Source organism: Megamonas sp. (assembly GCF_986095205.1).
Window position 1 is genome coordinate 24,673 of sequence record NZ_CFQVBI010000071.1, and the last position, 13,334, is coordinate 38,006.

Genomic DNA, 13,334 nt, shown 5'->3' on the forward strand with positions numbered 1-13,334 from the left:
TATAGCACAAATCAATAAACTATGGTTATTTATTAAAAAAAACTTATAATTTATAAAAATTTTAACGCAATGTTAAATTCATGGCACAACGATTAGCTTCATATTTAATTTTTTCTTCATCAATAGTAGTAAAAGCTCTATTTTCTAATAAAACTTTACCATCTACTAATACTGTATCAACCATTGAGCCATTCATGCTATACGCTAATAAAGATACTAAATCATGACGTGGATAACATTGTGGAGCAGACATATCAAATAAAACGATATCTGCTTTATATCCTTCTTTGATTAAGCCTACATTATTTAATCCTACAGCTTTAGCACCGTATTCTGTTCCCATTTTTACACCTTCAAGAGCTGGCACAGCTAATGGGTCTAAAGTATTTACTTTATGCAGTAAAGTTGCTAAATTAATTTCTTCTAACATATCAAGATTATTATTACTAGAAGCTCCATCTGTACCTAAACCTACACAAACTCCTGCTTTTAATAATTGTTGAACTGGAGCAACACCGCTGGCAAGTTTCATATTGCTTCCTGGATTATGCGCTACACGTACATTGTATTTTTTCATAATTTGAATATCTTCATCTGTTAAATGAACACAATGAGCAGCTAATACGCCACGGTCTAAAATACCTACTTCTTCCATTAAAGCTATAGGTGTTTTGCCATATTCTTTTAAACAATTTTCTACTTCACCTTTAGTTTCTGCTAAATGAATATGAATTTCTCCATTATATTCTTCACTAGCTTTCACTACTTTTTGTAGAAAATCTGGAGGGCAAGTATATGGTGCATGAGGGCCAAACATAACTGTTATTTTACCATCATTAGCATTGTTAAAATCTCTGAATAAGATTTTATTTTCTTCTAATGCTTGATTGCCATTTGGAGCTACACCAATAATACCACGAGAAAGCACTGCTCTAATATCTGTATCAATACAAGCCTGTGCTACTTGGTCCATATCGCCATACATATCAGCAAAAGTAGTTGTACCGCTCTTTATCATTTCAGCGATACCAAGCATAGCACCCCAATAAATATCTTCTTTTTTCATTTTAGCTTCGATTGTCCATATTTTATTTTCTAACCAATCCATAAGCTTCATATCATCAGCATAGCTACGCAATAAAGTCATGGATACATGTGTATGCGCATTAACAAAACCAGCTGTTGCTAATTTATCTGTACCATCAATTACTTTTTCTGCTTTAAATGTTTCTGGTATATTTTCTATAGCTAAAATTTCACTATCTTTAATTGCAATATCTGCAATTTTTACTTTACCATCAGCTAATAAAACATTAGCATTTTTTATTAAAATATTCATATTTAAACCTCTTAATTATGCTTTTGCTAAATATGCTTTTTGTTCTTCTGTCAATTCATCAAGTTCTACACCAAGAGCTTTTAATTTAATTTGAGCAATTTTTGTATTGATTTCTTCTGGCATTAAATATACTTTATTTTCCATTTCTTGATGATGATTCAAAATATGAAGTGCGGAGAAGAATTGTACACCAAAGGATAAATCCATGATTTCTGCTGGATGTCCATCACCTGCTGCAAGGTTAACTAAACGACCTTCAGCTAAAAGATATAATTTGCGTCCATCTTTTTGCACATATTCTTCAATATTTTTACGAACAGGACGATGAGATACAGAATTTTTGAGTAAGTCTACTTTGTTGATTTCTACATCAAAATGACCAGAATTTGCCATCATTGCGCCATCTTTCATGAGTGCAAAATGTTTTTCATTGATGACATTATCACAGCCTGTAAGAGTCAAGAAGATATCGCCAATTTTTGCAGCTTCTTCCATAGGCATTACTCTAAAACCATCAAATACTGCTTCAATAGCTTTAATTGGGTCAACTTCAGTGATAACTACATTCGCACCAAGACCTTTAGCACGCATAGCTCCACCTTTACCACACCAACCATAGCCAGCAATTACTACTGTTTTGCCTGCAATTACTAAATTTGTGGTACGCATGATGCCATCCCAAGTAGATTGACCTGTACCATAGCGATTATCAAATAAATATTTACAATATGCATCATTTGCTGCAATCATAGGGAATTTTAATTTTCCTTGTTCAGCTAAAGCTTTTAAGCGAATAACACCTGTTGTAGTTTCTTCACTACCGCCAATAATTCTATCAATTAATTCAGGACGTTCATTATGAATACGTGCTACTAAATCGCCACCATCATCAATAATCATATCTGGATTGCAATCTAATGCTTTATCAATGAACATATCATATTCTTCATTTGTGCAATTATACCAAGAATATACTGTTACGCCGTCTTCAACAAGTGCAGCTACGACATCATCTTGTGTAGAAAGTGGGTTACTGCCTGTAGCGATAACTTCTGCTCCTGCATTTTTAAATACTAAAGCTAAATATGCAGTTTTAGCTTCTAAGTGCATAGTGATAACTACTTTTTTACCAGCAAAAGGTTTTGTTTTGCTATACTCTTCATCTATAGAACGAAGTACAGGCATAAAGTTTTTTACCCATGCAATTTTATCATGACCTGATGGTGCAAGTTTAATATCTCTAATCATTGATTCCATTAAGAATTCCTCCTAAATTATTTAAAGTTTCTAATTTACTAAAATCTGTACGCTCTATCTGTAAAGGCGTAACTGATATATAACCATTTTTTACAACTTCAATATCTGTAAATTCATCATTGCCTATATCTTTAGCTCGCCCTTGCATTTTATACGCTATAGAGCCATCATCTAAAATCACAGCATCAAATTCATTTTCATAAATGCGACGCCCATGTTTAGTAAATACAAATTTTATTTTATTATCTTTCAAGCTTTTAGGGAAGTTTATATTATACATAAATAATTTATCAGTATTATAAAAAAAACTAATCCTATCTGCCATTACTTTTGCAATCGTTGAAAATGATACATTTGATTTACTAGATACAGAAACGGCTATAGAAGATATTTTATGATTATATCCTTCTAAAGCCGCTCCTACTGTTCCTGAATAAAGCACATCTGTTCCTAAATTAGCTCCATTATTTATACCTGAAATTATCAAGTCTGGTTTTTCTTTTAATAAAAATTCCAAAGCTAATTTAGTACAATCTGCTGGTGTTCCTTCCACAGCATAAGCCGTTACATTTTCCATCTTCATATCCACAGTTTCTACACGCAAAGGAACACCCATAGTCAAAGCCTGCGACATTCCGCTTTGCTCTGTCATCGGTGCTACAATAAAAACTTCATGTTTTAAAGATAATTCTTTAGCTATAGCTTTTAAGCCTTCGGCTTTTATGCCATCATCGTTAACTAATAAAATCTTCATAAAAACCTCATCAATATTATAATTGGTTCATCATTTTATGAGTTTGTGGTATTACTCTAACATTTTTCAATACTTGCATTGCTCTAGTTTGCCATTTGAGCATTTTTTCCGGAGGAGCTTCATGCAATCCTCCTAATGGTGTAATTGGCTGTAAAACTAATAAAATATTTTCATCAATATTTTTTATGATAGATAATGCTTTTTCAAAATCTTCAACTGTAGACTCATTGGAAACTACAATTTTTACATAAACATCTTTTTTACTAGCCAATTTCAAAAATTCTTCATGCTCTTGCCAATAAGCTTTACCAATATCACTTGGCAATTTCATATCCATGCTGATTATATCTATTTCATCAATAACTTGAGCTAATTGTTTAACCAAAGTACCATTTGTTTCCAAAAATAATGGTATAGATAGTGGCTTTAGCTTCTTAGCCAATTCTAAAATAATCTGTGGATATAATAACGGCTCTCCGCCAGTAATACTGATAGAATGATGTGGCTGTTGTAAACGATAATTGATATAAGGCATGATGTCATTTAAATCCAAAGGATTTTTTAATTCTAAATCGCCTTCATATCCTTCACATTTTTCTAAAACACATGGAACTAAATTACTATGTGCCAATTTATCCGTATCACAATAAGGGCAATCCATATTGCAACCAATAAGACGAATAAATAATTGTCTGCAACCTACATATTTTCCTTCGCCTTGAATAGAAGAAAAAATTTCTGATACTCCTGCTTGCAAATTAAGCATCCTTTCTATATATAACTGCTGCTTTTGGTGATTCCCATACCTTTATATAATTTAATTTACAATTAGTTTTAAACAAATCATTTGCTTCAATTGTTTCATAAATATATTTAGCCAAATGTTCTGCTGTAGGATTTAATTCTTTAAATTGAGGTAATTCATTTAAGTATTGATGATCCATAGCATCTAATACTTCCATTAACATAGATTTTAATACTTTAAAATCTGCAACCATACCAATATTATCTAATTTATCTCCACTGACAGACATCTCTACAGTCCAGCTATGACCGTGTAATCTGTTGCATTTTCCAGGATAATCTACTAAGCGATGAGCTGCTTCAAAAGCTCCATTTACTACTAATTCAAACAAAAAAATTTCCTCCTTAATAATTAATAAAATTAATATAAAAATTATACCATATATTTATCTACTATAAAAATTTTATAATAATTTATTTATATAGCTAAAAAAGAACTATTAGTTTAATCTAATAGTTCTTTTCTTAAATTAACGAGTCAATTCATCATAACTAACTGCACGAGTATGTTTTGTATGTGACCATTCATGTTTATTTCTATCTAAAAATCCTAAAAATACAATTGGGATCCAACTATAAATAAACACTGGATATAAAATTAAGTAAAACCATGCTTTCCATTTAACATGTATCTTTGCCAAAATAATAATAGGTAAAATATATTGCCCCATAGTAATTACAGTTAGCAAACTAGATGGTAAAAATTGATATATATTTGTAAATAATGGATAACCTAATCCCATCTGCACATATGATAAGATGACAAAGAATGTGGAAATCAATAAGAAATGAGGCTGTAATAAATGTAGACAACCATCTAAAATACGAATATCACGACGACGAATACCTTCTTTTAACATCTTCGGAATAAAGCGATGTGCCACGTCAAATTGACCTTGTGCCCAACGTTTACGCTGGTTCCAAGATTGTTTAAAAGTAAGTGGTTTTTCATCATAAACAATCGCATCATGAGCCCATGTTGTTTTTATACCTTCTGCTAAAGATTTCATGGTAAATTCCATATCTTCAACAAGGCAAGTAGCACCCCAACCATGTTTTTTCAAAACGTCTGTTGTAATACACATACCTGTACCACCAAGTACAGAAGATAAACCAATATTTGTTTTTGCTAAATGCCAAATATGGTCAATAACCCAAAAGGCAATCGCAAAAGTTCCGGAAACCCATGTATCATAAGGATTTTTCGCATCAAGATAACCTTGTACTAATTTATCCCCTTTACATAAGCGATTATTCATCTCTAATAAGAAGCGTTTATCTACTAAATTATCTGCATCAAAGATTGCTACTGCATCATATTTGCGTTTCATTTCAAATAATCTAGCAAACATCCATTCCATTGCAAAGCCTTTACCACGTTCTTTATCATTAAAACGTTCATGAACAATAGCTCCACAATCGCGTGCAATCTGAGCTGTATTATCTGTACAGTTATCAGCAATTACAAAAATATCATATAGTTCTTTTGGATAATCTAACATTTTTAAGTTATCCACTAATTGACCAATTACTGCAGATTCATTATGTGCTGCCACAATTACTGCAAAAGTTTTTTGTGGTGTTAAAATTTTCTTTTCCTTTTTGCGCCACAGACCATTTACACCTATTAAAAAATAATAAACTGTAAATAAGAAAATTATTATCTGAATTGGCACCATAATCCAATCGAGAATATACATTTAAATCCCCTTTTAGCTATTTATTTTAGTTACGACCTAAAGAAAATATAGTATTTAAAATACCTAACAATGCATAAGATATAAAGATATCAAACAAAATTGCATATCCTATAGCATCGCGACCAAAATACAATACACAAATAGCAAAAATAGCTATTATACCTAATGCTACTTTGCTAATTTTTTCGCCTTTGCCCTTAAAATCTGGATATTTAAAAGTACTAACCAATAAATATCCTACAAACATAATTAAAATAGGTAAAAAATATCCCAATGTATCAATTTGCATAGCTGGTGTAATACCTAAATGAGTGGATAATAAAATCCATGTGGCGATTAAACAACCGCCAGCTGGAATAGGTACTCCCATAAAATAGCCATGTATTACGGAAGCATTTACATTAAAACGAGCTAATCGCCACATGCCACACACAGCGTAAAAAATCACAGCTATCCAACCAAAATAACTAAATTCATGAATAACAAAACTATATGCTAAAAAACCTGGTGCTGCACCAAAGGAAACACAGTCGCATAAAGAGTCCATCTCTTTACCCATTTCACTGCTAACACCAAAAAAACGAGCTGTTCTACCATCTAAACCATCAGCTACTAATGCCAATAAGATGAATACAGCACCCCAGAATATATTTCCATTAAATGTGGAAATAATTGAACACATACCAAAAACTAAATTACTAGAAGTAAACAGATTTGGTATGATTACTCTATAATTCATTACTCTTTAATCCTCCCAATAATTGTTTCTCCACCGACAACTTTGTCGCCTTTTTTTACTAATAATTCTACATTTTTTGGTACAACAACTTCTGTGCAAGAACCAAAGCGAATCATACCGTATAATTCGCCTTTAGAAAGTCCATCATTTAAAGTAACCCAAGAAACAATTCTGCGAGCTAAAATACCTGCAATTTGCGTTACTGTTATACGCAAATCCTCATTTTCAATACCTATCATATGACGTTCATTTTCAAAACCTACATCTTTTTTATATGCAGGGTCAAATCTTCCACAACTATATTGCTGACATTTTATTTCGCCTGCAATTGGGCTGCGATTTACATGTACATTAAATACTGATAAGAATATTACTACTTTTCGACCTGGAGCTTTTATAAACTCATCATTATCTACATCTGATACTTCCATCACTGTCCCATCTGCCGGAGATACTAAAATATCTTTTCCTTGTGGAATATTACGACGTGGATTGCGGAAAAAATACGTGAAAAATAACGTTAATACCGCAGGAAAAACAGCAACTACAGGATGCACAAAATAACCCAAAAGAAAGGTAATTACTACACCAATACCAATGAACGGAAACCCTTCTTTAACAATGGGCAATCTTAACACTCCAACCCCTCCTATGAAAAATTACTAAAAACCCTTAAAAACATTATATGCTATCCTAAAATGTTTGTCTATCTAGACTATTTATATTTTATATATTTATTTAATTAATTATTTATTATTTTTTAGAAGCTTTCACCGCCATTACAAATCGTGGCAAAGCCATCAATCTGCCTATGCGTTTTGGCTGTAGCATACCCCTAAATAACCATTCTAATTTGGCTTTTTGCATCCAAAGTGGTGCTCTTTTCATAACACCTGCCATAACATCAAATGTGCCACCTACGCCTATACATAGTGGACAATTCAATTCCTGCATATGCGCCTTTAGCCATTTTTCTTGTTTTGGCACGCCCAAAGCTGCCAATAATAAATCTGGCTTAGCATCTTTAATCTGAGCAATTATTTCAGCCTCATCTTCAGCTGTAAAAAATCCATCTCGTGTTCCTACTATTTGAATGCCTGGATAATCTTTTTCTGCTTTTGCTTTTGCCTTTTCTGCTACACCTGGAGCAGAACCAAAGAAAAATATACGTCTTTTTTTCGCAGGAGCATTAGCAAATAAAGCTTGTACTAAATCAAAACCTGCTACCCTCTCTGGCATTTGCACTCCTAAATAATTAGAAGCCCAAACTGTACCTGCACCATCGGGAACTACTAAATCAGCAGTGTTTAAAATTTCTTTCAATTCAGTATCATGTGTTGCTCGCATAATCATCTCTGCATTAGCAGTTGCTATCAAATGCGGTTTTTCACTGTCCATAAAAGCTTCAGCTGTTTTCACAGCTTCACCCATGGTCAAAGCTGCGACTCTCACTCCTAATATATCTGCTTTACGAAACTCCAAGAGAAACTCTCCTTTTTTATAACTTTTTATGATAAAGTCCATAATTCACAAATATATATTTTAGCATAAAGAATTATATACATCAATGAAATATCTATCAATTATACTTGCAAAACCTATCCTATTTATATTATACTACAAATTTGCTATACTCTTTACAAATTATTATTTTTTTGGTATGTTTAGTGCCATAGAATATTTTTTGGTAATTTAATATTAATTTTATTTTAATAAGGTAGGAAAAAATGCAATTTATTGACAGAACAAAAATTATTGTAAAAGCAGGCGATGGTGGACACGGAAAATCTGCTTTTCGCCGTGAAAAATTCATACCTAAAGGTGGACCAAGTGGCGGTGATGGCGGTCGTGGTGCTGACGTCATTTTAAAAGTTGACCGCAATATGAATACACTTTTAGATTTCCGTTATCATCGCAAATTCGTTGGTAAAAACGGTGGCAATGGTGATATAAAAAATCAATATGGTAAAAATGCACCTCAATGCATTATCAAAGTACCAGCTGGTACTTTAGTCAAAGATGCTGAAACAGGTGAAGTTTTAGCTGACCTCGTAAATGAAGGTGATGAAGCAATCGTTGCTAAAGGAGGTCGCGGTGGTCGTGGAAATGCTAAATTCGCCACTAGTGCTAATCGTGCTCCTACATTTGCTGAACTCGGTGAACCTGGTGAAGGTAGAACACTTCTTTTAGAATTAAAATTATTAGCTGATGTCGGCTTAGTAGGCTATCCAAGTGTTGGTAAATCTAGTATCATCGCAAGTGTATCAGCAGCTCGCCCTGAAATTGCTGATTATCACTTCACTACTATAACTCCAGTTTTAGGTGTAGTAAGTCTTGGAGATGCTCAAAACTTTGTCATGGCTGATATCCCAGGTCTTATCGAAGGAGCTTCTGAAGGCGTTGGTCTTGGTCATGATTTCTTACGTCATATTGAACGCACAAAAGTTATCATTCACGTTTTAGATGCTTCTGGCATTGAAGGACGCGACCCTGTAGAAGACTTCTACAAAATAAATAAAGAATTATCTTTATACAGCCCAAAACTTGCTAAACGCAGTCAAGTAATCGCAGCTAATAAACTTGATTTACCACAAGCTAGTGAAAACTTAATTCGAATTCAAGAAATGGCTGAAAAAGAAGGCTTAAAAGTTTTCCCTGTATCTGCAGCAACTAAAGAAGGTCTTCAAGATTTAATGCGTTATGTATATCAAATGCTTCAAGATTATGTTGAAGAAGTAGATGAAGAAGATAATGCAGAAAAAATTTACAATGCTCAAGAAGATGACGCTGATGATATCACTATCAAACGTGATATGACAGGTCAAGGCTTTATCGTTTCTGGTAAATCTTTAGAAAAACTCGTTGCCATGACTAACTTTGGCAATGATGAAGCAATTCGTCGTTTCCAATATATTTGGAGATTAAAAGGTATCGATGAAAAACTTCGCGCTAAAGGTATTAAAGAAGGCGATACTGTATATATTGGTGAAATGGAATTTGAATATAGACAATAATATATCGCTATTGTTTTAATTTAAATTTCTAAATTAGCAAATCACATAAAGAATTTTTATTTTAGTGGGTATTTTAATTAGGTAAAAACTTAATTATACCCACTAAAAAATTATTTAATTTTAAAACTTATTTATAGGAGGATTTTTCATTGATAAAAAACACACTCACAGGTAAACAAAAAAGATTTTTACGCTCTTTAGGTATGACATTAGAGCCAATCGTTCCAATCGGCAAAGAAGGCATCACTCCTGCTGTTGTAAACAGTGCTGATGAAGCTATTGAAAAACGTGAACTCATCAAGGTTCGTGTTCTTCAAAACTGCCCAGAAGATATTGAAGTTGCTATCACTACTTTAGCAGAACGCACTAATTGTGATTTAGTTCAAGTCATTGGTCGTAACGGTCTTTTATGGCGTCGCAATTTCAAAAAACCAAAAATCGAACTTCCTAAATAATATAATTTAACAAATAAAAATATAAATAATGAAATGAGTAAAGATTATGTTACCTCGTCAAGAATTAACTAAAGCCAAACGTATTGTAATCAAAGTCGGCACTAGTACTTTAAATTATGATACAGGAAAATTAAATATCTCAAGAATAGAACATCTAGTACGTGAACTTTCCGATTTAGCTAATCAAGGAAAAGAAATAATTCTCGTTTCTTCAGGAGCTGTAGGTGCAGGTCTTGAACGTATGAAGAAAAATACTCGACCAGCAAGTATTCCCGAAAAACAAGCGATGGCTGCTGTAGGTCAAGGAATATTGATGCATATATATGAAAAATTATTTGCAGAATATGACCAAATAGTAGCTCAAGTTTTATTGACTAAAGAAAATTCTCGTCAATATTCTCAATATATAAATTCACGCAACGCTTTGATGGCTTTATTATCCATGGGGGTAATTCCTATCATCAATGAAAATGATGCTGTTGCTGTTGATGAATTAAAAATTGGCGATAATGACACTTTGTCTGCAACTGTTGCAACTTTAGTAGATGCTGACGCTTTAATAATTTTATCCGATATTGATGGATTATATACTGCTAATCCAAGCAAAGATAAAAACGCAAAACTTCTCCATGAAGTACCACATATCACTCCTGAAATTGAAAATATGGCTGGTGGTGCTGGTACATCTATGGGAACAGGCGGAATGAGTACTAAAATCAAAGCAGCTAAAATAGCTATTAATTCCGGCTGTACAATGGTCATCGCTTCTGGTTCAGAACATGATGTTTTACGTCGTTTATTAAAAGGTGAAGAGCTAGGCACTATCTTCCCTGCTAAAGAAACTCATCTTAAACAACGCAAATCTTGGCTTGCTTTTGGCAAACAAATAGCTGGCGATATCATTGTCGACAAAGGCTGTGAAAAAGCTGTGCTTTCTGGTTCTAGTTTACTAGCTGTAGGCATTTTAGCTATAGCAGGTGAATTTAAACAGGGAAATACTGTACGTATTTTATCTCAATCTGGTCGTGAAATTGCTCGTGGCAGTGTAAATTATAGTTCTCAAACGCTACAAAAATTAAAAGGTTTACACTCCGACGAATTTAAAAATATTTTATTGGACAATTCACCAATATTTGATGAAGCTGTTCATCGTGATAATATGGTTATTATGGTCTAATTAAAAAAAGGTGATTATATGAGTTCAAATGCACAAATAGATATAAAAGAAATCATTACTAATCAAGCAATGATGGCCAAAAAAGCCTCTCAAAAATTGGCTACATTATCTTCATTAGAAAAAAATAAAGCATTGCTCACTATGGCACATGCTTTAGAAGTAAAAACTCCAATTATTTTAGAAGAAAATAATATTGATATGGAAAATGGTCGCCAAAAAGGCTTATCTGCTTCTTTGCTAGATAGATTGCTTTTGACTACAGAACGAATTGCTCAAATGGCTGATGGTCTTCGTCAAATTGCTAATTTAAACGACCCTGTTGGTAATGGCATCATGTCTTGCCGTCGTCCTAATGGCTTAGATATTCGCTGTATTCGTGTACCACTTGGTCTTGTTGGCATAGTTTATGAAGCTCGTCCAAATGTTACAGCTGATGCTATAGGACTTTGCCTAAAATCTGGTAATGCTGTGATTTTACGTGGCGGTTCAGAAGCTATTCATTCAAATAAAATCTTAGCTTCCATCTTAGCTGAAGCTGCTTATAGTGCAGGTATTCCTCATGGAGCTATTCAATTTGTCAGCATAACAGAACATGAGGCTGTAGATGTGATGATGCGTTTAAATAAATACGTTGATGTAATCATTCCACGCGGTGGTGCTGGCTTAATAAAACGTGTAGTTGAAAATAGTTCTGTTCCTGTAATTGAAACTGGTGTAGGCATTTGTCATGTATTTGTTGATGAATTTGCTGATTTAGAATTAGCTACAAAAATCATTCTCAATGCCAAAACTTCTCGTCCTGCAGTCTGCAACGCTATAGAAACAGTTTTAATTGACCAAAAAATTGCCAACGAATATCTTCCTATGATTTGTCAAAAATTATCAGAGGCTAAAGTTGAAATTCGTGGCTGTGAAAAATGTTTGGCTATTTGCCCTGAATTAAAAACAGCTACCAAAGAAGATTGGTCTACTGAATATGGAGATTTAATCATTTCTATAAAAATAGTTGAAAATATTGATGAGGCTATCTCTCATATCAATACTTATGGCAGTGGTCATTCTGAAGCCATCATCACAACTAATTATAATAACGCTTTGAAATTCCAAAAATTAGTAGATGCTTCTGCTGTATATGTAAATGCTTCTACACGTTTCACTGATGGAAATGAATTTGGTTTTGGTGCAGAAATCGGCATTAGTACACAAAAACTCCATGCACGTGGACCAATGGGACTAGAAGCTTTAACTACCATGAAATATTTAATTTATGGTGAAGGTCAAATTCGTTAATGTTTAAATATTTATCTAATTGTCTAAAATTATTAAAACAATATTATTCCACTCCAAAAGGTCATCATGATATTTTAGATTATAGTCGTGCTTTTTTCTTATTTATATTTTTATCTATAATTTTTTCCCTTATTTTAATATATATTTTCTATTAAAACTATTAAAGTTTGGAGATATTTATCATGAAAAAAATAGGTATTATGGGTGGTACATTCGACCCAATTCACGTCGGACATTTAATGATAGCGGAAGCTGTTTGGGATGAATTTAAACTAGATAAAGTTATCTTCATTCCTTCAGCTAATCCCCCTCATAAACACAGTGTAATGACCTCGGCTAAACATCGTTTTAATATGACATTACTTGCAACTTGCTCCAATCCTCATTTTGAAGTATCTTCTATTGAGATGGAACGTTCTGGTCCATCATATACCATAGATACGATAAAAGCACTTAAAACTATCTATGGTGAAGATACTGATTTTTATTTTATTATCGGTGCTGATTGTATCAACGATTTACCTACATGGCATAAAATTGATGAACTGCTTGCAAGTTGCAAATTCATTGCTACAAAACGACCAAGCTATACTTTAGATTTAACTACCATTCAACAACACTTTAAAAATTTCAATATAACACTTCTAGAAACACCTGAACTTGAAATATCTTCTACAGATATTAGACAACGTATAAAAAAAGGATATTCTATACAATATATAACTACAGAACAAGTTCAGCAATATATTCGTAAAGAAGAACTTTATTTATAAACAAGCTTATTGTATAATGTTTATAATTAAAT

14 protein-coding genes are annotated in these 13,334 nt (G+C 32.9%); 5 read left to right on the forward strand and 9 right to left on the reverse strand.

Features of this window, described 5'->3' with window-relative positions; translation table 11 throughout:
* Positions 1-61: 61 nt before the first annotated feature.
* The 9 genes from AC5LAX_RS10245 to AC5LAX_RS10285 form a co-directional block, all read right to left on the reverse strand.
* Entirely contained in the window at positions 62-1,339 is a 1,278-nt protein-coding gene (locus AC5LAX_RS10245; protein WP_288909250.1) for an amidohydrolase, read from the reverse strand.
* A 15-nt stretch (positions 1,340-1,354) separates the two neighbouring features.
* Complete coding sequence (locus AC5LAX_RS10250) at positions 1,355-2,596, reverse strand: adenosylhomocysteinase (RefSeq protein ID WP_015563116.1); 1,242 nt, start codon at positions 2,594-2,596, stop codon at positions 1,355-1,357.
* A complete protein-coding gene (gene surE, locus AC5LAX_RS10255) occupies positions 2,580-3,350 on the reverse strand; it encodes a 5'/3'-nucleotidase SurE (RefSeq protein ID WP_008537234.1) in 771 nt (256 codons plus the stop codon). The genes AC5LAX_RS10250 and surE overlap by 17 nt, the downstream gene beginning before the upstream one ends.
* A gap of 16 nt (positions 3,351-3,366) precedes the next feature.
* Positions 3,367-4,116 carry a 7-carboxy-7-deazaguanine synthase QueE gene (locus tag AC5LAX_RS10260; RefSeq protein ID WP_288909249.1) on the reverse strand — a complete coding sequence of 250 codons (750 nt, stop codon included), beginning with the start codon at positions 4,114-4,116 and terminating at the stop codon, positions 3,367-3,369.
* Positions 4,109-4,486, reverse strand: coding sequence for a 6-carboxytetrahydropterin synthase QueD (queD, locus tag AC5LAX_RS10265; protein ID WP_008537232.1), 378 nt, complete (start codon positions 4,484-4,486; stop codon positions 4,109-4,111). The genes AC5LAX_RS10260 and queD overlap by 8 nt, the downstream gene beginning before the upstream one ends.
* Positions 4,487-4,624: 138 nt before the next feature.
* A complete protein-coding gene (locus AC5LAX_RS10270) occupies positions 4,625-5,854 on the reverse strand; it encodes a glycosyltransferase family 2 protein (protein ID WP_008537231.1) in 1,230 nt (409 codons plus the stop codon).
* A gap of 25 nt (positions 5,855-5,879) precedes the next feature.
* Entirely contained in the window at positions 5,880-6,593 is a 714-nt protein-coding gene (gene pssA, locus AC5LAX_RS10275; protein ID WP_278849414.1) for a CDP-diacylglycerol--serine O-phosphatidyltransferase, read from the reverse strand.
* Entirely contained in the window at positions 6,593-7,231 is a 639-nt protein-coding gene (locus AC5LAX_RS10280; protein ID WP_018999443.1) for a phosphatidylserine decarboxylase family protein, read from the reverse strand. The genes pssA and AC5LAX_RS10280 overlap by 1 nt, the downstream gene beginning before the upstream one ends.
* Before the next feature lie 115 nt (positions 7,232-7,346).
* Entirely contained in the window at positions 7,347-8,117 is a 771-nt protein-coding gene (locus tag AC5LAX_RS10285; RefSeq protein ID WP_493263853.1) for a WecB/TagA/CpsF family glycosyltransferase, read from the reverse strand.
* Positions 8,118-8,320: 203 nt separating this feature from the next.
* Between AC5LAX_RS10285 and obgE the strand changes: the two genes are divergently transcribed.
* The 5 genes from obgE to nadD all read left to right on the forward strand — a co-directional run bounded on the left by obgE (position 8,321) and on the right by nadD (position 13,302).
* The gene (gene obgE, locus AC5LAX_RS10290) at positions 8,321-9,607 is read left to right on the forward strand and encodes a GTPase ObgE (protein ID WP_288909247.1); all 1,287 of its coding nucleotides are present in this window, start codon (positions 8,321-8,323) and stop codon (positions 9,605-9,607) included.
* A 149-nt stretch (positions 9,608-9,756) separates the two neighbouring features.
* Complete coding sequence (gene yhbY / locus AC5LAX_RS10295; RefSeq protein WP_008537224.1) at positions 9,757-10,062, forward strand: ribosome assembly RNA-binding protein YhbY; 306 nt, start codon at positions 9,757-9,759, stop codon at positions 10,060-10,062.
* A gap of 46 nt (positions 10,063-10,108) precedes the next feature.
* Complete coding sequence (proB, locus tag AC5LAX_RS10300; protein ID WP_008537223.1) at positions 10,109-11,239, forward strand: glutamate 5-kinase; 1,131 nt, start codon at positions 10,109-10,111, stop codon at positions 11,237-11,239.
* Positions 11,240-11,257: 18 nt separating this feature from the next.
* Complete coding sequence (locus AC5LAX_RS10305; RefSeq protein WP_118035928.1) at positions 11,258-12,529, forward strand: glutamate-5-semialdehyde dehydrogenase; 1,272 nt, start codon at positions 11,258-11,260, stop codon at positions 12,527-12,529.
* 182 nt (positions 12,530-12,711) lie between these two features.
* On the forward strand, positions 12,712-13,302 hold the full coding sequence (nadD, locus tag AC5LAX_RS10310) for a nicotinate-nucleotide adenylyltransferase (protein ID WP_008537220.1): 591 nt from the start codon (positions 12,712-12,714) through the stop codon (positions 13,300-13,302).
* Positions 13,303-13,334 lie beyond the last annotated feature (32 nt).